Source organism: Planctomycetota bacterium, assembly GCA_016125255.1.
In the GTDB taxonomy this organism is placed as follows: Bacteria; Planctomycetota; Phycisphaerae; order Phycisphaerales; family Zrk34; genus RI-421.
In genome coordinates this window covers 1-22,151 of the sequence record WGMD01000038.1, presented here as the reverse complement: position 1 = coordinate 22,151, position 22,151 = coordinate 1, and the positions used below count along the sequence as shown (strand labels likewise).

20 protein-coding genes and 1 tRNA gene are annotated in these 22,151 nt (G+C 62.0%); 6 read left to right on the top strand and 15 right to left on the bottom strand.

Translation table 11 applies throughout. The annotated features are described in order from the left end of the window. Positions 1-187: 187 nt before the first annotated feature. Positions 188-715 carry a transposase gene (locus GC162_20555; GenBank protein ID MBI1371032.1) on the top strand — a complete coding sequence of 176 codons (528 nt, stop codon included), beginning with the start codon at positions 188-190 and terminating at the stop codon, positions 713-715. A gap of 386 nt (positions 716-1,101) precedes the next feature. Here GC162_20555 and gap read toward each other — a convergent pair whose 3' ends face one another. The 3 genes from gap to GC162_20540 form a co-directional block, all read right to left on the bottom strand. Further along, a complete protein-coding gene (gene gap / locus GC162_20550) occupies positions 1,102-2,121 on the bottom strand; it encodes a type I glyceraldehyde-3-phosphate dehydrogenase (protein MBI1371031.1) in 1,020 nt (339 codons plus the stop codon). Between the two features lie 118 nt (positions 2,122-2,239). Then, on the bottom strand, positions 2,240-3,652 hold the full coding sequence (locus tag GC162_20545) for a DUF1501 domain-containing protein (GenBank protein ID MBI1371030.1): 1,413 nt from the start codon (positions 3,650-3,652) through the stop codon (positions 2,240-2,242). A gap of 188 nt (positions 3,653-3,840) precedes the next feature. Beyond that, positions 3,841-6,312 carry a DUF1549 domain-containing protein gene (locus GC162_20540; protein ID MBI1371029.1) on the bottom strand — a complete coding sequence of 824 codons (2,472 nt, stop codon included), beginning with the start codon at positions 6,310-6,312 and terminating at the stop codon, positions 3,841-3,843. A 68-nt stretch (positions 6,313-6,380) separates the two neighbouring features. Between GC162_20540 and GC162_20535 the strand changes: the two genes are divergently transcribed. From GC162_20535 to GC162_20525, 3 genes are all read left to right on the top strand, one after another. Then, positions 6,381-6,902: a sigma-70 family RNA polymerase sigma factor gene (locus tag GC162_20535; protein ID MBI1371028.1), complete on the top strand. Its 522-nt coding sequence runs from the start codon at positions 6,381-6,383 to the stop codon at positions 6,900-6,902. After that, complete coding sequence (locus GC162_20530; protein MBI1371027.1) at positions 6,899-8,455, top strand: hypothetical protein; 1,557 nt, start codon at positions 6,899-6,901, stop codon at positions 8,453-8,455. The genes GC162_20535 and GC162_20530 overlap by 4 nt, the downstream gene beginning before the upstream one ends. A 71-nt stretch (positions 8,456-8,526) precedes the next feature. Then, positions 8,527-8,600, top strand: a tRNA-Ile gene (locus GC162_20525). Between the two features lie 66 nt (positions 8,601-8,666). On the opposite strand, the gene GC162_20520 is transcribed toward GC162_20525, so the two are convergent. From GC162_20520 to GC162_20505, 4 genes are read right to left on the bottom strand one after another with little or no spacing between them, the layout of a single operon-like run. Then, positions 8,667-9,104: a hypothetical protein gene (locus tag GC162_20520; GenBank protein MBI1371026.1), complete on the bottom strand. Its 438-nt coding sequence runs from the start codon at positions 9,102-9,104 to the stop codon at positions 8,667-8,669. Positions 9,105-9,163: 59 nt separating this feature from the next. Next, entirely contained in the window at positions 9,164-9,559 is a 396-nt protein-coding gene (locus tag GC162_20515) for a hypothetical protein (GenBank protein ID MBI1371025.1), read from the bottom strand. 20 nt (positions 9,560-9,579) lie between these two features. Next, positions 9,580-9,876, bottom strand: a complete 297-nt coding sequence (locus GC162_20510) for a hypothetical protein (protein ID MBI1371024.1) — start codon at positions 9,874-9,876, stop codon at positions 9,580-9,582. Positions 9,877-9,914: 38 nt separating this feature from the next. Beyond that, on the bottom strand, positions 9,915-10,766 hold the full coding sequence (locus GC162_20505; GenBank protein MBI1371023.1) for a hypothetical protein: 852 nt from the start codon (positions 10,764-10,766) through the stop codon (positions 9,915-9,917). 201 nt (positions 10,767-10,967) lie between these two features. Between GC162_20505 and GC162_20500 the strand changes: the two genes are divergently transcribed. Both GC162_20500 and GC162_20495 read left to right on the top strand, forming a co-directional pair. Further along, a complete protein-coding gene (locus tag GC162_20500) occupies positions 10,968-12,092 on the top strand; it encodes a sigma-70 family RNA polymerase sigma factor (GenBank protein ID MBI1371022.1) in 1,125 nt (374 codons plus the stop codon). A 40-nt stretch (positions 12,093-12,132) separates the two neighbouring features. Then, entirely contained in the window at positions 12,133-13,239 is a 1,107-nt protein-coding gene (locus GC162_20495; GenBank protein ID MBI1371021.1) for a PEP-CTERM sorting domain-containing protein, read from the top strand. Positions 13,240-13,298: 59 nt separating this feature from the next. Here GC162_20495 and GC162_20490 read toward each other — a convergent pair whose 3' ends face one another. From GC162_20490 to GC162_20455, 8 genes are all read right to left on the bottom strand, one after another. Next, entirely contained in the window at positions 13,299-14,600 is a 1,302-nt protein-coding gene (locus GC162_20490) for a gfo/Idh/MocA family oxidoreductase (protein MBI1371020.1), read from the bottom strand. A gap of 48 nt (positions 14,601-14,648) precedes the next feature. Continuing rightward, a complete protein-coding gene (locus GC162_20485) occupies positions 14,649-16,679 on the bottom strand; it encodes a hypothetical protein (protein MBI1371019.1) in 2,031 nt (676 codons plus the stop codon). 282 nt (positions 16,680-16,961) lie between these two features. After that, complete coding sequence (locus GC162_20480) at positions 16,962-18,524, bottom strand: sulfatase-like hydrolase/transferase (GenBank protein MBI1371018.1); 1,563 nt, start codon at positions 18,522-18,524, stop codon at positions 16,962-16,964. After that, the gene (locus GC162_20475) at positions 18,464-19,264 is read right to left on the bottom strand and encodes a prepilin-type N-terminal cleavage/methylation domain-containing protein (protein MBI1371017.1); all 801 of its coding nucleotides are present in this window, start codon (positions 19,262-19,264) and stop codon (positions 18,464-18,466) included. Before GC162_20475 ends, GC162_20480 begins: the two co-directional genes overlap by 61 nt. Before the next feature lie 104 nt (positions 19,265-19,368). Further along, positions 19,369-19,575, bottom strand: a complete 207-nt coding sequence (locus GC162_20470) for a hypothetical protein (GenBank protein ID MBI1371016.1) — start codon at positions 19,573-19,575, stop codon at positions 19,369-19,371. Continuing rightward, complete coding sequence (locus GC162_20465) at positions 19,551-20,015, bottom strand: hypothetical protein (protein ID MBI1371015.1); 465 nt, start codon at positions 20,013-20,015, stop codon at positions 19,551-19,553. The genes GC162_20470 and GC162_20465 overlap by 25 nt, the downstream gene beginning before the upstream one ends. An 8-nt stretch (positions 20,016-20,023) precedes the next feature. After that, entirely contained in the window at positions 20,024-21,421 is a 1,398-nt protein-coding gene (locus tag GC162_20460) for a hypothetical protein (GenBank protein MBI1371014.1), read from the bottom strand. Next, positions 21,414-22,046: a sigma-70 family RNA polymerase sigma factor gene (locus GC162_20455; GenBank protein MBI1371013.1), complete on the bottom strand. Its 633-nt coding sequence runs from the start codon at positions 22,044-22,046 to the stop codon at positions 21,414-21,416. The genes GC162_20460 and GC162_20455 overlap by 8 nt, the downstream gene beginning before the upstream one ends. Between the last annotated feature and the right edge of the window lie 105 nt (positions 22,047-22,151).

Below are 22,151 nucleotides of genomic sequence, written 5' to 3'. Positions count from 1 at the left end.
GTGTCTTCTTTTGTTCCGGGGGTCAACGACAACAGGTGCTTTTTACCGTCTGAATCGATGCCCCAGGCGCACAGCACCGCGTCCTTGCGCTGACCCGGATGCAATCGCTCGGCCACGCCGTCGATGAACAGCGAAGTAGGGTGGGTCAAGCGCAGCGGACCCGCCACGCGGGGCGTAGAATGATTCGATGCCCGAATATCGTCGTTGGCGACAAGTCGGCGGAACTTACTTTTTCACCGTCAATCTCAAAGATCGACGTAAGCGATCGCTCGTCGAGCATATCAGACATCTCCGCCGCGCGTTCGCAGCGGTGCGGGAAGCGCGGCCGTTTAAGATCGACGCGGCCGTCGCGCTGCCGGAGCACCTGCACATGATCTGGACGCTGCCCGCCGGCGACGACGACTTTTCAACGCGCTGGCGTCTCGTCAAGTCGCGCTTCGCTCGGCGCATCGGCCGCGCATCGCATCGCCGACCGAGCCAGATCGCCAAACATGAAAGCGGCGTGTGGCAGCGGCGGTTTTATGAACATCTCATTCGTGATGAGGACGATTTCGCCGCCCACGTCGATGACATTCATTACAACCCGGTCAAGCACGGACACGTGAACCGCCCGATCGATTGGCCGTATTCTTCGCTGCATTTGTTCGTCCGCCGAGGCATCCTCGACGCGCATTGGGGCACGAGCGGCATCGAGACGAAGTTGGAGGTTGAATGATTCATGGACCGCCGCGCGAATGTCGCCGTTCAAAATATGGACATGGGTCCGTCATGCGTGGCGGGTCCGCTGCGCTTGACCCACCCTACCTCACTGACCGGGGCCGCGTAGCGGCCCGGCTGTGGGGAAGCGAAGGATGGGTCACTTGCGACGGCGACGAAATCAAGCTCCGCGGGGCCGACACGTCGCGCCGCTACAACCTCGACTGGGCCAGCTTGGTCCCGGCGTGAGGGCACGCCGGCTCGGACTCCCCACGCCTTGCGATCAGCTATCGACGACGTACCGGGCCGGTCAAGCCTTGCATGGTCCATGCAATGCGATGGCGCATAAAACAGCCCCGCATTCGGGGCGCGGGGCTGTTGTCAGTGATCGAACTCGGCGGGCGTTCAGGCGGTCGCCAGAGCCCCGGCCATGTGGCGGATCAGGTCGACGACGCGGTTGGCGTAGCCGGTTTCGTTGTCGTACCAGCTCACGAGTTTGAAGAAGTTGCTGGAGAGTTCGATGCCGGCGCCGGCGTCGAAGATGGAGGAGCGGCGGTCGCCGATGAAGTCGCTGCTGGCGACTTCGTCTTCGGTGTAGCCGAGGATCCCGGCGAGGGGGCCGGACTGGCTGGCGGCCTTCATGGCGGCGCAGATTTCCTTGTAGGTGGTCGCCTTCTCGGTGCGGACGGTCAGGTCCACGCACGAGACGTCGGCGGTGGGCACGCGGAAGGCCATGCCGGTCAGCTTGCCCTTGAGGGCGGGCATGGCGAGGGCGACGGCCTTGGCGGCGCCGGTCGAGGCGGGGATGATGTTCATGTACGCGTTACGACCGCCGCGCCAGTCCTTCTTGGACGGGCCGTCCTGAGTCGGCTGCGTGGCGGTGGCGGCGTGGATGGTCGTCATCAGACCTTCGACGATGCCGAACTGCTCGTGCACGACCTTGGCGATCGGAGCGAGGCAGTTGGTGGTGCAGGAGGCGTTGGAGACGACCTTCTCGTCGCCGAGGGAATCTTCGTTGACGCCCATGACGATCGTCGGCACCTGCTCGGGGCTCTTGGTCGGGGCGGAGATCACGACGCGCTTGGCGCCCGCCTTGAGGTGCTTGGCGGCGCCTTCGTAGTCCGTGAACAGACCCGTCGATTCAACCACGTAGTCAACGCCCAGCGCGCCCCAGGGCAGTTCTTCGGGGTTGCGGACGGAGACGCACTTGATGAGCTTGCCGTTGACGAGGATGCCTTCTTCGGAGGCCTCGACGGAGCCCTTGAACTGGCCGTGCGTCGAGTCGTACTTGAGGAGGTAGGCGAGGTTGTCGGAGGGGACGAGGTCGTTGATGCCGACAAACTCGATGTCCGAATCGCCGGCGGCGGCGCGGACGACGAGGCGGCCGATGCGACCGAAGCCGTTGATTGCAACTTTGATAGCCATGAGGAAAGTCTCCAGCGGGTGTTGAGGCGTTGAAATTAGGGATCAAGCAGGGGCGCAGGACCAGCCCGGCCCAAGCCCATAAAGTAGAACCGCCGCCGCGGAAAGTCAAGCCGAACGCCTACGCGATCAACCCCCGGCAGACCTCGCCTTTGCCGTCCTTGGTGACGTAAAAGGGCCGCTTTTCCACGTCAATCTTGTAATCGGGGGCGATGCCCAGGAGGTGGAAAATGGTGGCGTGCAGGTCGGTGATGGTGATGGGATTTTCGATGGTGGAGCAGGGGCGTTCGTCGGCGGTCCTGCCGTAGAGGAAGCCCCGCTTGGCGCCGCCGCCGAACATGAGGACGCTCGACGCCGCGGTGAAGTGGCGGTGCATGCCGTAGAACTTTTCGTCCTCGATGACATCGGGCTGATTGACCTGATTTTTCACGGGCTTGTCGGCCTTGCCTTCGACCATCATGTCGCGACTGAACTCGGAGGCGAGGACGATCAGCGTGCGGTCGAGCAGGCCGCGCGCTTCCAGATCGAGGATCAACTGCGCGACGGGGGCGTCGATCATCTTTTTGAGGTCGACCATGCGCGTGTGGCCATTGTCGTGGGTGTCCCAGTATTTGAAGGGGATGTACTCGCTGGTGACTTCGACGTATCGGGCACCGGATTCGACGAGGCGGCGGGCGAGCAGGCAGCCGAGGCCGAACTTGCCGGTGTTGTAGATGTCGTACGAGGCCTTCGGCTCTTTGGAGAGATCGAAGGCGGCGGCGGCGGGGCTGTCGAGCAGGTGATACGCACTGTCGAGGGAGCGGAGCAGGGCGGAGCGCTGCGCTTCGTCGTCGGCGGAGCGCGCCGGCGAGGCGGCGACGAGTTTGCGGTAAGTGTCATAGCGATCGCGGAAGCGCCGCTGACTCATGCCGGCGGGGGGTCGCACGGCTTCGATGGCCTGCTGCGGGAGCGGCACGCGGAACGGGCCGTACTCGCTGCCGAGGCATCCGCCGGTCTGAAACGCCTTAAGCTCCTCCGCTTCGCCGTTGCCGTCGTAGGGTTGCCCGATGTCGATGAACGCGGGCATGGCCGGATCGCGCGGACCCAGCGCGTGCGCGATCCAGGCGCCCAGATGCGGCGCGGCGACGGTCTGCGGGGGTTCGTAGCCGGTGTGCCAATGGTATTGATGGCGCGAATGGAGAATGAAGCCCAGGTCGCCCAGTACATGCGAACGGATGAGCGTGCCGCGATCCATCACCGAGGCGATGCGATTGAGGCCCTGCGAGATTTTGATGTGGTCGACGACGGTATCGATCGCAGGGAACGTGCTGAGGACACGCTTGGATTCGAGGCCTTTTTCGTAGGGTGTGAACCGCTTGGGGTCAAACGTCTCGGTGTGGGCCATGCCCCCGGCCATCCAGAGGAGGATCATGGCGTCGGCCTTGGGCAAAAGCTCGGGCACGCGCGGCGAAGCGGCGCTGACAATACGCGCCCCGGACATCGCCAGCGCCGCCGCGGCTGCGTTTTGCATGAATTGGCGTCGTGTGGTTGTCATGACAAGGGTCTCCGATTTCGGTGCGTGCGATCGTGTCGTCGCGGTCGTCACACCCCGCCCTTGAGGGCGGGGCTGGGGGCGGGTGAGGCGTATCCGTCGAAGCGTGTTCCGATTCGGAACGGTTTCGAAGCGATGCGATTCACCCCCACCCAACCCTCCCCCTCAAGGGGGAGGGCAATTAGGCCTCCTTAGGGCAGCAGTTGAAATTCCGGCAGCATCACGATGGCCCACATCAGGTCCGCGACGCCTTGCGAGGTCGCCGGCGAGCCGACGATTTCCATCGCCGCCGCGCGCTCCGCCGCGCTCGGCTCGCGGCCGAGCGCTCTTTGGTAAATCGCGCTCACGAGCTTCGCCGCATCGTCGCCGACGTCGTGGAGTATGTGATCCGCTCCCGCGTGAAGCATGGCGTCGAGCGTCGCGCCGTTGGTCAGTTCCAGCGCTTCGAGCGTCGTCGCCAGGGTGTCCCGGCGCGTCACGACCTGCTCGCGATTGGGCCGGCCCATCGCCACCAGCAGCGGCGTGTCATACGCGATCGCCGCACGCACATGATCGGGCGCCTTCGCCGGCGAACCGACCGCAAGTTGATCGCCCAGCTTCCAGAGCGCCTTGTCCGCCTCGATCACCTGCACTTGCTTCCATGCGCTCGCATCGAAGTCCGCACTGAGCCAGCGCGGCGCGGCGACACGGGAGCAGAGCCATTGATCATCGCTGAGGAGCGTCCATGCGCGCTGCTCGCCTTCATATCCCGCCATCGCGAGGACGAATCCCGCGCCGTTGGGCTCGGTGAATTGCAGGCCGAGTTTGTGCTCCTTGTCGGGCCAGTTGGTGGCTTCGACGGCGATGATGTTGTTGCCCGCTTTCAGATGCTTCGCCAGATCGAGATGGACGGGCTTCTGCCACTCGTCGCTTTCTGCGACTTTTTCGCCGTTGATGTAGAGCGTGAACTGATTGTCGCAGGTCATCGCGGCGGGGGCGCGGGTCGGGGCTTTATCGAGCTTGAGTACGGTGCGGAGGTACACGCGTCCGCCCGGATCGCGCATCGCCAATTTCGCATCGTCCCACACCCATCGACCCGTCAACGGCTCATCCGTCTTCGCCGCGCCGCGCGCCGACATGATTGCCGCCAACTGTCCGCCTTTGCCGTTGCCGCCGTTGGCCTTGGTCATGTCGGGCGTGACGCGCTGCCATTGATCGGTGAGCGTCGACACCGCATCGACAAACTGCTCCGCGTCCATGCGACGGACAATCGGCCCTCGAAACACGTACGTGTTGTCGTCCGGCGGGGCGATCGCCGCCGACTGATACACGCGCGACGTGCAGATGAGCGTCAGCGTCCGCTTCAGGTCGTATCCGTGATCCGCCAAATCCGACGCCAGATAATCCAGCACATCCGCATCGAACGGCGGCTGATCCATGTCATCGACCGGCTCCACAATCCCGCGTCCCATCAACATCGCCCACAACCGGTTCACCATCGTCCGCCCCGTCCGCCCGTTGCCCGGGGCCGTGACCAGCTTGGCCAGTTCCCTGATCCGCTCCGCCTTCGGTGCTTTGGCGTCGATGTCGCCCAGCTCGGAGAACAGGAAGCCGACGCGCGAGATTTTGCCGGTCGGTTTATCGCAGCGGTGAATCTCAAGCGGTTGATCCGCGAAGACGCTCGCCAGCGCGTACGACTGATCGAGCTTCCATTGATTGACGAAGCTGTCGTGACACGAGGCGCATTTGAGGTTCGTGCCCATGAAGACTTGCCCGATGTTCTGTGCGGCCTGCATTTCCGGGCGTTGGCTGGCGTTGACGACGCCGCGCCAGACGATGCCGCGGATGAACCCTTCGGACCCGTCGACGGGGTCGATCAGTTCGCGGACGAACTGGTCGTAGGGCATGTTGTCGTAGAGCGACTGATAGAGCCAGCCGGTGATCTGCCGTCGTCCGCCGTCGATGAAGCCCGTGCCGCGATAGGCATTGCGCAGGGCATCGTTCCAGAACGTCATCCAGTGCACCGCATAGTTGTCGCGGTCAGCGAGCAGTTTCTCGACGAGTTTCGCGCGCTTGTCCGGCGACTTGTCCGCTTCGAACGCCGCCAGCTCCGCAGGCGACGGGATCAGGCCGACCAGATCAAGCCCGACGCGCCGGGCGAACGCGTGATCGTCAAGCACGGGCGCCAGCGCGACATGATGTTCCGCGAAGTAGGGGGCAAGCAGCCGGTCGATCGGATTGATGTTCACATCGGCGCCGGGCAGGTCCGGCTTCCGCGGCGCGAGCGGGGCGATCGGGTAGACCGGTGCGAACGTGAACCCCGCTTCCCATGTCATGCCCTGATTGATCCACGCCTTGAGCAGCGCGATCTGATCCGCCGTGAGCGGATCGCCCTTGGCGGGCATCCGGTCGTCGGGGTCCGTGGCGCTGACGAGCTTGATGATCAGCGACTTGTCCGCATTTCCGACGACCGCGGCGGGCCCGCTCTCGCCTCCTTCGAGGACCGAGTGGGGGCTGTCGAAACTGAACCCGCCCTTGCGCTTGGGCCCGGCGTGACACTTGGTGCAGTGCTCGCGCAGCAGGGGCTTGATCTGGGTGCTAAAATCGATCGGCGCGTCGGCCAAACAAGCCGGGGCGACAAGCGACAGGACGGCGGCGAATGTCATGGCGATCGCGATTTTCATGGGCGCTCCATTAATATTCCGCCCGCCGGCGCGAAACCTGACAAGCCCGACACGATAAATATTACCGCATGGCCCAACCCAACGAGCAATTCGCCCGCCTTTTCGCAAAACACGAGCATGAGCTTTACCGCTATGTGCTCACGCTCGTGCCCCATCCCGCCGACGCGGAGGATATCGTGCAGGAGGCGGCGGCGGACCTCTGGCGCAAGTTCGACGAGTACGATGCGGACAAGCCGTTTCTGCCCTGGGCCGCCCGATTCGCGTTCGTCGAGGTGATGCGTCACCGCAAGCGCGAGAACGTCCGCCGCAAGTATTTTTCCGATGCGGTCGTCGAAGCGCTGGCGGACGATCGCCTGCGCTATCAGCAGCTTCTGGTGCAGCAGCGCCGGGCGCTGGACGGGTGTCTGAGCCATCTCAAGCCCGGCGAGCGCGAACTGATCGAGACGCGCTACGGCGAGGACAAGACGATCGTGGAACTGGCTCAGGAATCGGGCCGTCCGACCAATACGCTCTACGTCGCCCTGACGCGCCTTCGCCGCAAGCTATTGACGTGTCTGAACCGCTCGCTTGCCGATGAGGTCGGACCGTGACGCTGCGGGCGGGTGATGATCATCTGACGGATCTGCTGTCGGCGCTGGTGGAGGGCACGATCGACGACGCCCAGCTTGCCGAGCTGGACGCGCTGCTCGCCGCCGACGAAAAATCGCGGCTGGCGTACATTCAATATGTCGATGCGCATGCGGAGCTTCGCCGGCGCGTCGCACGTGGGCACGGGCTGCTCATTCCCGGCGGCATGACGCCGGCCCGCCATCCCAAGCGCAAGAAGTACAACGCCGTGGCGCTGCTGCTCATCGGCGTCGTCGCCGGGGCGCTGGTGTCGTTCGTCTGGCTCCGTTCGGGCGGATCGCACGAAGCGACGTCGCCGCCGGTGAAGATCGTCGCCGCCGCCGACGCGGCCTGGGTCAAGTCGCCGGCGCGCGACGCATTGACGCCCGGGCGATGGCGGCTTGCGCAGGGCATCGTCGAATTGCAGCTTTCTTCCGAGAAAACCGTCATTATCGACGCCCCCGCCGACTTCGATCTGGGTGATGACGGGCTGACGCTGCATCGCGGGCGCATCAGCGGGTCGACCGGCTTGTCCATCCCGATTGTCACCCCGCACGGTCAGCTCGCGGCGGCGGCGGGGCGGTGGGGATTGATCGTCGCGCCCGACGGCGCGACGCAGGTGCACGCCATCGATCATCCGGTCGATTGGCGGACCGGCGCCGAACATGTCCGCCGCATCGATGCGGGCCGATGCCTGCGGCTCGGCGCGACCGAGTCGATGACCGATGCCGACGAGCATCGTTTCCTACAATACGTCCCGACCGCGCGCGGCCCGAGTCTTGCCGGCCGCCGCATCGATCTGCCCGACATGGTCGGCGGGGGATGCGGTCTGGGCAACGGGCGACTCGCCGGCATCAGCATCACCGACGGCCGCATCGTCACACTCTCGGAAATCATCAATCCGTTCTCGCGCGGCAAGTACCTGCCCGTCGCCGAGCTGCCCTTCGTCGATGGCGTGTTCATGCCCGACCCCAAAGGGCAGTTGAACATCGTGAGCACGACGGGCGTCACGACCGAGGCGCTGCCGCCCAATTCCGGTCACGCATGGGGCCATGTCTGGAACGGTCCGCAGATCGGCTATGACACGTTCAAGAAGGACGCCCCCGTCGTGACCTACGACACGCGCTTAAACACCGTCGTCGCCGGCACCGACTACTCGCAGCCGGGCCACAGTCTATTGAACCTGCACGCCAACAAGGCCGTCACGTTCGACCTCGCCGCCGTGCGCGACGCCTACCCCGGCGTGCGGATCGTGAAGCTGACGGCCGTCGCCGCCGACGCCGAGATCACGCTCCAGCGAGCCGGTCGTCAGTCGCCGCGCGAGCGGACGTCGGCGGATGTGTGGGTGTTGGTCGATGGACGGATGCGCTTCAGCCGGCGGAACATCAACGCCCTCGACGGCGCGATCGCCGTGAGCGTGGACCTGAGCGACGGCGACCGCTTTCTGACGCTCGCGGCGACGGACGGAGGCAACGGCGACGGCAATGACTGGACCCTTTTCGCCGACGCCGTGCTGCACGTCGAGCCGCTTCCCTGAGGGCCCAAAACCCGTCCGCCCCCTCGCTTGTCCGGCCGAATGTGCCCGCTATACTATGGACCTGCACAAACGGGCTTGTAGCTCAGTTGGTTAGAGCGCACCCCTGATAAGGGTGAGGTCGGAAGTTCGAATCTTCCCAGGCCCACTTCCAAAGCTCCGCGCAAGTCGATGCGGAGCTTTTTCTTGCGCCGGCGTGAGCATTCACTGTCGTCTACGGTTGTTCCCGGTCATCCGTCTTCGATTTCAAAGCGTGTTCGGACTTGATGTCGTCTGGTCCGAAGGCGAATCGCCATTCGAGGACTGCTATTTCGGTGACAAGGATGGACCAGAGAATGGCGTCGATCCATTGGCCTTTTCCAAACATGCGGATCAACGCGTACACATAGACCAGCAACTGGACAATTCCAATCGCACCCCAAACGGGTCCGTTGAAGTGCGCGCGTCGGTAGGCCGGCAACCCTCGAAACGTGATGATGATGTGCAGCAAAAAGCCAGCGACAAATACGAGCAGAATGCGCGTGATCCATGGCTCAGCATCGGGAAACCAAATGAGTATCGCCCCGAACACAAAAGCCGCAAACAGCAGCGATAGATCGCTCCTGCCAGAACTCAATCGGAAGTTGCGCGGTTTCGGGTCGTCGGATGACATTCGCAGATCATCATACTCGCAGTTCAAGGCGCCACCGACAGCTTCGGATGACAGTCATGCTATTTTTCGCGTCCGCCGCATTTTGCCGGTCTGCGATTCGTTCCGCTGTTGTTTCGCCCGGCATCTTCGGGCGTGTTTTCTCGGAAGATTTGCAGGCCCAGCGCGCCGCCTGTCCAGATCAATCCGCACGTGGGGCATTCCATGCGGATTCCTTCGGACTTGCTGCCCCATGCCTCGCCGCGCTGTCCGCAAAACGGGCAACGCATCTTCAGCCGGCCGAAGACCATCAACACGCCCATACACGCGCCGGTTGCACCCAGGGCGAGGAGCACGCAAAACAAGACGCGTGTCGCGACCGCAGACCAATCGCTGCCGAGGAGTATCAACGCTATGAAACATACGAACAGCGGAATACCCGCCAGCTTGCACAAATAAAGCCATAGCTTGAACGGCATCGTGTGCCTCGTTCAGTGTTTTATGGAGCGGAGCCGGTCAGTTTCCAAGTGTCGTCGACAATGTCATAGACAAACAGGCGGCCCTGATGATCGATTCTAACACGCTCGATCGTCGCGGCGTGAGTGTCCCGGTCTTCGTAGATCCAAAAATCGTACGCGGTGGTGTCCGAGGATTCGAGCATGATTCGGATATCGTCGGGCTGCCCGACCCGTTCACGGATGTGCTTGAAGTGGGCCGACGTCCGTAGTTCGTTCAGCGCGTCGTCCGCCGAGTTGATGGAACTGGCTGTGTGCGTGCATGCGGCGAGCGCGATCATGATGAGGGGCGCGAAGATTCGAATCATGGGCTGGCGTTTCAGGCGGATCGTCGATTGCTGTGCGACCGCTGCATTTTACCGGCCTGCAAGTCGCTCATGAAGTGCTTCGTCGCCTGCCACCAGCCGGCGTTTTCGCTCCATTGGTCGCGGTTGGAGGCCCAGATGACGACGCCGTCGGCGCCGCTGCGGTAGGCGGCTTGAAGCTGGAAGGCCCAGAAGGCCTGCGGGATGTCGCCGCCTTTGCGGCCGTGGAACTTGGGCATCAAAAACAGATACACGGGCTTGTGGGCGCGGTGGCCCTGCTCGACGAGTTTGTCGGCGGTGTGCTGCCAGGCGCGGCGGTTGGTGTTGTGCACGTACATCGATGGGAAGAATGCATCGACGCTTTTCTCGATCGGGCGACCGAGCGGGGTCAGGTGCGACGGCCCGACCGCGTAGTGTCCGACTTTGACGCCGGGCACGGCTTCGTGAGCCCACTTGGCCACATCCTTCAGATGCCCGCTGCTCACATCATGGTCATTGCGGTTGGTCTTCTCGATGTCGAAGACGATCGGGGCGCCGTTGGAGTTTTCGGCCTTGGCCTTGACGCTGGCTTCGACGGCCTGTTTGGTCTTGGTGTTGTAGCAAAGCTCGATCGGGACGAGTCCGTAGCCGGTCAGATCATCGGGCCGCCCGCGGGTGTGGATATGTTCGTAGACGACGAAGGGGTGCTTGCGGTGGGCGATTGCGTCGACGGCGTCGGCATCGGCCGGCTCGGTCGGGGATGGGGTCGCGGGCTTCGCTGAGCCGCCGGACTTGTGATGAGGATGCTTCTTGGCGGCCCGGACGGCGGGCACCGCGCAGAGCCCGATGACCACAACAGCGTAAAACCAGACTCGCGTGACTTTCATGGATGTTGGCTCGCGTGAAGTCTCAGCCCGATCAACGCTTAACCCGACGATACACTATATCCATCGTCTGATGCACGGTGCGTATTGCAGGAGCGACAGCGGCAGGTCACAGCAGACAGGCACCTATCGCTAAAACGGGATCGTCGAATTCCTTCTCAAAAAGTTGTAATGTGGGCCCGGTCACAGGGGATATTCAGATAGATGGACACCCCGCACCCGAGACAGACGGCGGACGCCACCGACGCGCAATTGCTCGCGGAGTTTTCGAGCACGCACAACGAGGGGGCCTTCGCCGAATTGGATCGCCGGCACGGGGGGATGGTTCTTGCCGTCTGCCGTTCGACGCTAAGCGACGCTGCGGAAGCGCAGGACGCGGCGCAGGCGGTGTTCCTGACGCTCGCTCGCAAGGCACACGACAGGAAGGCCCGTGCCAGCACAGCGGGATGGCTGCATCGCGTGGCGTGGCATGTGGCGGTGCGCGCTGCGCGGGCACGTGCGACCCGACGCCGTCATGAGATGGAGGCCGCTCGCATGAGGCACGAGACTCAGGAGCAAGAGCGCGACCCGATCGAATTCGAAGCGCTTCACGCCGGCCTGGACCGGTTGCCCGAGAAATACCGCGTGCCGCTCATCCTGCATCACCTGGAGGGCCATTCGCAGGCGCAAACGGCTTCGATAATCGGTTGCAGCGTCAACGCGCTGGCGGTGCGGCTGCATCGCGGACGGACCATGCTTCGTAAATTGATGGAGCGTCGGGGCGCCGCGATGGGGCAGGCCGCGCTCGTGGGGCCATGGATCCTCCCTTCCGCATCGCAAGCGTCGCCGTCGTTCATCGCCGCCTCCGCCAAACTGGCTTCGTCCGCTGCTGCGGGCAACGTCGCTCATGTGGCGGCGTCCGATTCGGTCCGCATGCTCTCGGAATCGGCCATGCGCCGCCTTCTATGGACCAAGGTCAAGTGGCTGATCTACGTCGGAGCGGTGCTGCTGATCGGAACGGCGGTGCGGTTGGCGTTCGTGCCGCCGACCGTACCGCCGCCGTCCGGCGCGCCGCCCAAGTCCGTCATCATCACCGGCCAAGTCGCGCGGATCAGTCGTCAGTCGCTCTTCATTCAGCGTAGCACCGGATCGCCGGTCGAAATTGAATTCGACTCGACCACTCAGATGATGCTCAATGACAAAGTCTGCACCGTCGCGGATCTGCAAGCGGGTCTGGACGCAGCGGTCTACAAGGCGGATGGACAACCTGCCCTGAAAATCCTCGCCTACACCCCCGGAAGTCGAACCCTCGGAAATCAATCCTCCGGAGTCGCGCCCAAATCACCATGACGTAACGACATCCCATTTCAATTCCAGGAAGGAACTCACCATGAAACGCGTCATCCGACTCGCCAGCGCTATCGCTTTGTCCACGATCATGCCCACCGTCGCTCGAGCGGCGATGACATTCAATATCACCAACGGCGGCGGTGCGACGTCGCAGATGTTGGCGGGCGTGGCGGCCGCCGCGGCGATGTGGGCCGACGCTTTCGATGACTCGATCACCGTCAACATTCGCGTCAAGGGCGCGACGCTGCCCACCGGCGTGCTCGGACACACAGACAGCTTCTATGATCTCTACCCTTACGCCGATGTGCGGTCGGCCCTGGTGGCTGATCGGCAAAGCGCCGATGATCTGACGAGTACGAATGCGCTGCAGATGGGTTCGGCCATTTCGATGCTGATCAATCGCACCGCCAACGATCCCGACGGCGTCGTGAGCATCACGCCCTATTTCGACACGGGCCTGGGCGGCCCCGGGCAGGCCGGCCCGGAGAACAACGCCTTCATCCGTATCACCTCCGCCAATGCCAAAGCGCTGGCGATTTACCCCGGCGGATCAGGCAACACCGACGGCATCATCACCTTCACCACGCAGAACATTTATGACTTTGACCGAAGCGACGGCATCGCCGCCAACAAGCTCGATTTCGTGGGCATCGCCGCGCACGAGATCGGCCACGTGCTGGGTTTTGACAGCGGTGTGGACCTGCTGGCCGGCAACGCGACCGCGCCGGGTCTCAACGACAATCAGCTCAAATACGTCACCACGTTGGACCTGTTCAAGTTCTCGACCCGCAGCATCGGTCCCGGCGGCGGGCCGGGCGTCATCGACTGGACCGCGGACGATACTGACAAATACTTCTCCGTCGACGGCGGAGCTACGCCGCTGGCGCTCTTTTCCCACGGCGCGATATACGAAGAGTCTCACTGGCAGGACGGATTGGGATTGGGCCTGATGGACCCCACCGCCGTTTCGGGAGAACTTCTGGCTTTTACGAGCAACGACTTTCGCGCCTTTGATGTGATCGGCTACAACCGCGTGGGTTTCACCATCCCCGAGCCATCATCGGGGTTGATGCTTCTCGGATTGATCCACTGCATTCCCGTGCGACGCCCCGAAACACGGCGCCCCCGTGCGTCAAGCGGGACATGAATGATTGGTGCGCTCGAACCCCATGAAAAAACCGCCGCCGGGTCGGTGTCTGTTTTCGTTCAAACGAGCTTCGTCACGCCGGGGACGGGCAGCGGGCATTCAGGCAGCGAAGCGTCCAGGCGCATCAATTCCGCGGGCGGCATCAGGTCCAGTTGCGAGGCATTAAGCAGCCAGTCCCATGATGTGGCCCGCCCGGTGTATGCGGACATGCGGCCCATGATGGCCATGGTCGTCGCATCGGCGAGGCGTTTGATCTCGTTGATCGGCGTGTTGGAGCGGATCGCGCCGGTGAGGTCGGCGAACTGTTCGTGCCCGCCGCTGGAGAGCGGGCCGGTCCACTTCCATGCGTTCTTACCGGTGATGTAGCAGCCGGCGCGACTGAGCCACGCTTCACCGAGCGGGCCGGCGAAGCGCTCGCCGATGACGTTCATGCAGCGGGCGAGCTGGCTCGCGCCGCTGTTGGCGCGGATGTTATTGTCGTATTCGAACTCGACATTGAAGTGATCGAAGATCGGGCCCTTGTCGTGACGCTGCGCCTGTCCGCCGTGCCCCAGACAACGCACCGGCGTGCCGAGCACCCAGTTCATCACGTCGAGATTGTGCAGGTGCTGTTCGACATAGTGATCGCCGCCGGTCCAGACGAAATGCGGCCAGGCGCGAAGCTGATGCTCCATGTCGCTCATACCCGGCGCCTTGGCGATCCAGTGCCAGTCGACCATGTCGCAGTGCCAGTACGGATAGCCGGTCGTGACGGGCCCCAGCGCGCCGTCCTTGATGCGCTTGATCGTCTCGATGTAGTGCGGCATGCGGCGGGCCTGCGCCCCGACGACGATCGACAGGCCCTTTTTCCCGGCTTCTTCATGCGCCGCGTAGAGCTTGCGAAGCCCGACCGCGTCGACCGCGCCGGGCTTTTCGGCGAAGATGTGCTTGCCGGCGGCGACGGCCTTCACGATGTAATCGGCGCGGAACGCCGGCGGCGTGGTGAGCAGCACCATGTCCACATCACTGCGGCAGAGAACCTTGTCCACCGCATCAAAGCCAAGATAAATGTCGTCCGGCGTGACCTTGAACTTGCCTTGGGCCTTGTCGTATTCGCCCCAGTACTTTTTGGGATCGCTGAGGGTCGCAATGAATGTGTCGACTTTGTCCTGAAACATGTCGGCGATGGCGACAATCTCGACGTCCCCGCCGGCGATCAGAAGATCGCGGGCGTCGATCGAGCAGCGATTGCCGGCGCCGATGATGCCGACGCGAATCTTGTCGCTGCCGGCCGCGTAAGCGCGCGAACCAATCACTGCGGCGCTGGTCATCGCCGCCGCGGCCAGATTGAAGTTGCGACGCGAGATGGAGGGAGATGTCATGAGCGGGGCCTTTCGAAGTTTCGCATTATGTGATGCGAGTGGTTTGCTCTATTCGTCTCGAACAAGGAACAAGGCGTCCTTGCCTTGAAGCACCAGCGGCCCGGTGACCGCTGAGCCGTCATTGGTCTGTGTGTCTTGCATCGGCGAGCCGCGCAGGCGGCGGTAGTGTTCGTCCGGGCGCAGCTTCGCAAGATCGATCGTCACCGGATGCGGCGCGGGATTGGCGATGACGAGTCCGTGCTCGTAAGCGCGGGCTATCGTATCCGGCGCCGCATAGGCCGAAAGTCGGGTGATCGTCACTGCCGCACGACCTTCGAAGCTGAACACAATGTCAACTGTCTTGCCGGGCAATTGCTTGAAATAGAACGTGGATTCAAACGGCTCGCTTCCCAACCAGCTCTGATACTTCTGTTGTTCCGCAGTGGCAAACATCAGGCGAGCGACCGTCGGCGGATCGCCGGGCAATGACGCGCCGGCGGCGGTCATCGTGATAAACAGATCCGGCCCGTCACACGGCACATCGTGCACGATCAAAGTGATCGCTGCGTCGCCTTTGTCGGAAGCAATCGGCGTCAGCGTCACGCCATCGCGCTCGACACGAATCGTCGCGCCCTCTGCGGTCAATCGATTTGTCAGATCGACGCCCGCAAGTGCATCGGCTTGCGTCGTCGCCAGGCGCATCGGCGGACCGAGCGGCTTGCCGAGCCAGCCAAGTTGATGCTCCGTACCTTTGCGGAACTCGTCCCATATGCCGTAGATTTCGCCGCGTTCAGGGGGCGGTGTGAACGAAGCGCAGATCGCTGAATCGGTGAACATGGCCGCAGCGAAGACAAGACGATGAATGCGCCAGGGAGTATCCGGCTCCTTCGTGTCTCCCGGTTGATCGCCGCGTTCGGTGAATTTGTGATTGAAGTAGCTGAACGCCGGAGCGCGGGCATGAGCCGCCCAGTAGAAATGACGATTCAGTCCGCCGGACCAGTCATCAATGTCGTGATCGCGGAGGTCGGGCCAACCTTCGGACTCGATGCCGTTGAGAATTCCAAATCCCCGTTGATTGCCGGCCTCCTGTCCGTCCGCCAGAATCAGGCGCTCATCGCCAAGCTTGCGGCGCAGAGCGGATAGAAACTCAACCACGCCGCGCCCGTATTCGTTGACGCCGTCGATGTATCCATCGTCGATTTGGCCGTCGGCGTCGGTATCGATGCTGCGTCGGTCGGAGGCATGAGGCGGGATCGTATGTCGCAGCACATCGAATTCGAGCCCGTCATACGTCGCCAGGTCGCCGCCGCTGTTCAGGTGCGCGGCAAGTTCGGACACAAGCAGATCGTCACAAACGCGGCCATCGGCGTCGCGCGGACAGCGCAGCGAATGGTTGTATTGCCACAACAGATTCGAGTCCTTGCCCCAGGGACCCTCACCGACATGCGCGGCGGCATAGGCGCGGTCGGCCTTGAAGGATCGCGGCGTCGTGCCATAGCAGCCGCGATTCACGACGATGACCTTTCGCTGATGGTCGACGGACACCAACTGCACCTGCTCGCTGCGCGACCAGTCGAGTCGACCCGCCGCATCGAGTTCACACAGGCCGATGTCGTCGTTGGAACGCTTGTAGCGCCCCCCGTTGACGACGAACAGACGCGTGTCATCGACCTTGATCGCGGTCTGGCCGGATTCCGCCGGCACATCGGCGCCGATCGTCGCGCCGTTGCAATAGAGCCAGTGACCGGCGAAATAGCCCGGCGCGTCGCGCGGATCGCGCGCGTTACCGTTGAAGTGAAGCATGACAAGCTGGTCGGGATGATCCTGTTTGAACCGCGTGAAAAACGCGCGCGTGCCCGCCCGGCCCGGCACCTCCTCATTGAGCGACTTGCCCTCAATGCCCATCAGCCGATCGAATTCGGCGTTCCATTTGCCGTATTGATCCCGCAACTGAATCGCGCGGCCCTCGGCCATGCGGAAGAAGAACACGCGCGGCCACTCGTCGCCGAGCACGGTCAGACGGTCGAGTCTCGACTGGGCGCACGCCGATCCACACATCACGAGACAAAGCAGGCAAAGTGGAATCAATCTCTTCATCATCGGATGATTATCGTCGGGTTTACTTGGGCCGTATGCATCGCCATTCTGATGAGCGTGGTTGGCGGTGATGGTCGCCGTGAGAGCAAGAGTGATTGGACAACGGTGTAGTGATGTCAATATTGCGTACGTCATGTCAATTCGGAAAGCGAATGTTTGAGTGCACTCGGATTGCGAGGGGTAACGCGGAAGCTGTATACGCTCGGCGTGTTGTAGGTGGAGCGACGTGTGCGGTGGACAGACTGCGGTGATGTCGAAGCCATCTGAGGATGTTTCGCGGGCGTTCTATCGTTCAGGATCGGGCAGGTCTCTTGTCAAGGTTTCATATAGGTGAATCAGTTGCTTCTTTTCATCGGGGTATTGCGAGCTGATATCCTTCGATTCGGAAACATCCTCGGAGATTTTGTAGAGTTCTCCCTCGGCCGTCATTTTGGATTTTCGATCCTTGACCCATTTGAAGTCGCCCGAACGCAATGACCAACTATCTTGATCCTTGCGGCGGAAGAAAAACGTGTCATGCGGGTTGCCCGGCATTTTGCCCGTGAGATAGGGTATGAGATTGACGCCGTCGATCTTTCGGTCTTGAGGCACCTTCGCGCCGGCAAGTTCGACGGTGGTGGTGAACAGATCGGTGGCGTTGACGATCCCGTCATAGTCTTTGCCGGCTGGAATAGTCCCTGGCCAGGAGGCGCCGAACACCACGCGCACACCCCCGTCAAAAACCGTTCCTTTCCCGCTGCGCAGCGGCAGATTCACGCCGCCGAAATCGGTCGGACGCGCCAGAGCGGCTCCGTTGTCACTGAGAAATACAACCAGCGTGTTCTTGCGAATCCCCGCTTTGTCGATGGCTTCCATGATCTTGCCGACCCCATCATCCAACCCCGCGACCATGGCGCAATAGACAAGTCTCATGATTTGCGGATCCGCATCTGGTGACCGAAATTCCGAAAAGCTGAAATCAGGCAATGCATCGCGACCCTTGATCAGTTTCATGCGTTCGTAAACCGGCTTGAAGCGCGGCTGGTGCTCAACAACGCGTTCGATGTAATGCTGCGTTGCCATCATCGGAGAATGAGGGGCGTTGAACGCCGCATAGAGAAAGAAGGGACCTTTCCTATTTCGTTCGATGAAATCGACCGCTTTGTCCGCCAATGCGTCCGTCAGGTAGCCCTTGAAGTCCACCTCTTTTGTGCCGGACAAAAGTGGTTTGGAGTAATAGTTGTGATTTCCGCCGAGGAATCCGTAGAACTCATCGAATCCTTTATCCAGAGGCAACTGGCCTGGATGTTCCCCCAAGTGCCATTTCCCGATGATCCCGCTCGTGTAGCCCGCTTGCTTGATGATCTGCGGAATGAAAATCTCGGTCGTCGGTACGCCGACTTCCTCGTTGCCTTCAATCCCGAAGCGGCTGGACGTGCGCCCGGTCAACAGAGACGCACGCGATGGCCCGCAAGTCGCACTGGCCACGTAGCCGTTTGTGAAGCGAAGTCCCGACTCAAAGAGCTTGTCGATATTGGGTGTGGCAACATCTACGGTCGCTGGTTCATGTTGAACACCGATATCCGCCCAACCAAGATCGTCAGCCAGAATGATGACGACATTGGGGCGATCGTCTGCTTGAACTGTACCGATCATCGTCAACAAAACGAACAGCAGTGTCAGCGTATGTCGTGTCATGATCTGGCCTTTTCCTGCAGCATCCTCGTGTGCCGCGTCGTAGTGTTGAACTTCGTGGCTCAGATTGTCCGTGACCCAAGTGCACGGCGACGGAACCTTTGAAGCCCAACTCATTGTTCGGGATCGAAGCCGGTCGTCGTGTCGAACGACCTGTGCCACTGGAGCGTCCATAACTCGCGCAGGCGGATGTTGCGGGCCGATCCGTCGACGCTCACGATGTTGGTGCCTTCCTCATGGCGCTTCATCGTGACCCGGCTCATTTCGATGCTCAGCCACGGGTCATAGGGGTCATAGAGGTTGCCGTTGGTCGTGTCCGTGGACTTCGGCCAGCCCTCGCACCAGGCGCCGTCGATGAAGACGGGTGTGTTGCTCGCGTACTTGACGCTGCTGAGTTTTTGCCAGTATCGGCTGGCCGGGCTGTACGTTCCGGTGGGCAGTTTTGGGCTTTTTTCGATGTTATACATCCAGGCGTTGTACATATACGACCCGGTGAACCCGCTGACCCATGAAGTATTCGTCGGGTCGCCGCTGCCCCATACGTGCTGAAAATCGCCGAACCCGGTGTAGCCGCGCGGCGAATGGAGATTCAGTTCGTGAGCGGACGGGCAGAACATGGTGGTCTGCTCCTGAAATGTGCCCATCTGCTTGGCGAGCTGTCCGAACCAGAAATGCTCCGGGTCGTTTCCGGTCGTCGTGTTTCGGCCCACGTGTTTGAACGCGCTGTCGGCATTTTCGACGGCGAAACCGATCTGGGTGATGTGCATCTGATGCAGATTCGATCGGCAGGCAACGGACTTGGCCAAGTCCCGCGCCTTGGTCAGCGACGGCAACAGTATCGCGATCAGCAGCGCGATAATGCTGATGACGACGAGTAATTCCATCAATGTAAAGCCATGTCGGCGCATGACCATTTTCCATCCGACTCGGAGGGATCGACGATATCGCCGGGCGGTCCCGGCCTGGGAAAGCGATTGTGCGATTTTCACCGCACGATCGCATGCGTGCGATTCAGTGCTTACGCGATGTGTCGACGGCGCATGACCGTCAGACCCATCAGTGCCAGCCCGGCCGGCAGCGCCGCGGGCGTGGGCACGATTGTCACGGAGATGTTGTCAAAATTGGGGTCGTTTTGACTGGAACTTCCGTTTTCCTTCAGTTTCAATGTGGAGGAGGTGGTGCCGGCGGTGAACGACCTCGTCACCTTGATCCATTCGTCGTCCACGCCGCCGTTGGCGATGATTTCGCTGATGGACCGGCACCGCTGGTCACGCTGAAAACGATGTCGGCGTTCGTATTGTTGGCGAAGTTCGTCCCCAGATAGAAAGTCACATCGTAAACCTTGCCCACGACGGTGGCGAAGGTCTGGGAAATGGAGACGTTGGAGCCGTTGAATCTGGCGAATGCGGAACCCGATTGCGCAGTCAGCCCGAAGCTGATGGTCTGATAGAAAGCGCCATTACTCCCACCGCCGTTGTCGTCAATCGTCCACGATGTCGGTGTCAGGGCACTGAGCAAGTCGCCGTTTGCAGGCGCGCCGCCGGAACCGGAGCCGCCGCCGGTGAAATCCTCAAATGATCCATTGACGATCAGATTGACAGGCGCCGCCTCAGCGGAGACTCCCAGCGCGATGACCATGGCGAGCGCCAGTCCGATACGAAACATTCCAGTTCTCATTTTGATTGCTCCCTTTTTGAATCTGGGGTGTCGGCCCCGTTGGATGAATCTGTCCGTGCGGGTTCATTGACGAGGTAAAACGACACGTCGTCGAGGAACGGGTCCACGCCGGCGGTGTCTGACTTGGGGGATTCGGTGAATCGGAGCGTTGTCGTTTGCGAACGCGCGGTGAAGCGGATGGTCTGCGCATCGGTCCATGTTTCGGCCGGCCCGTCCGCTTGGAAAGTCTGATGAGCGAGGACCGACAACTGCTCGGTCGACGCCGAAGGAAGACCGTCGAACACGTCGACGTCGATCGACGGCACGTTGCGATTGGTCTGCCGGGCCAGGTAAAAGCGAAGCTCGTAGCTGCGGCCGCGTTCGGTGGACACGACACGCTGAACACCACGCGGCTCTCGAACGCGGCCGCTGCCGTAAAAGCCCAGCATCGTCTTGCCCGATCGGGCTCGCAAACCGCGATCGCCGCCGGTAATCGACACCGTGGAGTCCGGCTGCACCGGCAACCACTTCCCGGCGGGCAGATCCGACACTACGGCCGTGTCGCCGGTCATTTTCCCGCCCAGTTCAAAACCGCCGTCCGCCAGCGGCATTGGCGTCAGAACGTCCGCCTTGTCGTCGGCGAAGCGAAATTCGGTGCCGGCGCTCAAACGTGTGTCGACTCCGCGCTTTTCCCAGATGACACGAATCTGGCCCTCGTCGACCCGCACGGTTGAATCATGCAGGTTGACCGCGAAGCGCGTGCCCAGATCGATGACGCGCAGGCCGTCCGGCAGGTCGACGGTAAAGCCGTGAGCGCCTTGGGGGACAAAGGCGGCGAGTGCGCCGGACATGAGACGCCCCCGATTGGGCTCCGTCATTTGGAAGTCGCATGGGCCGGTCAGATCGACGACGGCCGTCGAGTTGAACATGACCTGCGCAGTCCCGGCCGTCAGACTCAGCCGCCCGACCGGCAGGGATGCGCCCAGACTCCTCGGCTGATTCGCATCGGCGAAGACGGCGTCTTTCGAGAAGTCCGACAGCAGAGCGACGCCCGAGACGGTCAAACCGCGAGTCGGGTCGGGCTTGTTGGCCTTCTGCGATTTCGGCAACATCGCGAACCAACCCAAGAGCATCAGGGCGATCATCGCCGCGATCGCCATGCCGGTACGCACAAGCGTCGCGCGGCGGCTTGACCGAATCGCGTGCGTTTCCAGGATGGTGCGCTTGCCTGCGATGGGCCTTGCGGCGATGTTGCTGGCCGCCATCGTAGCGATGCGGAAGTAGAGCATGGCCTGCGGGTCGTCAGCCAGCGCCTGCTGCAGGTCCGCCAGTTCCTGTTCGTTGATGGAATGATCCAGATAACGAACGATCAGTTCGGCGATACGTTCATCAATAGGGCAGTGCATGTCAGACATCGCCTGCCTCCGCAGCGGCGCTGCCGATGCGGTTTCGGATACAGTCGTGAAGAATTGAGTGGATGCGCTGCAGGGCCTTGTAGACCGCGTCGCGTTTCTGTCCCCGCGCCTTAGCGATGGTCTTCCCATTCATCGCTTCGCGATAACGCAGGTCCAGCAGATGCCGACTCGGTGCGGGCAGCAATCCAATGCAGTGCTCCAGCGCCTCGCCCAGTTCCCAGGCCGGCAGGTCCCTATCGCACCACCGATCCTCCAGCAGCGACATCGTCGCGTCATCCATCAACAAGACTTTTCGATTAGAAGCCCGCAGCAGGTCGATCGCCTTGTGCCGCGAAATCTTCAGCGCCCATCGCAGGAGATGCGCCTCATCCGAAAACGAGTTCTCGCGATCCAAAGCCCGCAAACAAACCTCCTGAAAAAGATCATCCGACTCGTGCCCATCGCGCAGGATGGACCAGATCAGCGAAGTGATTCGGCCACGCTCGCGTAAGAGCGTGTGAACAATGAGCTTGTGGTCCATGGCTGTCGGCGCCTTCTGTTGCTCTCCATCTTCATAACGAACGACCCGCCCCGGATTGGACGTCCCGGGCGGATTTTTCCGCCGCACGATTCGGCTCGAATGCATCAAACTCTCGCCGCAAAAAAAGCCCTTCGACGTACTCGTCGAAGGGCTTCAATTGGGAAAATATCGGGGCGGCGGGATTTGAACCCACGACCTTTTGACCCCCAG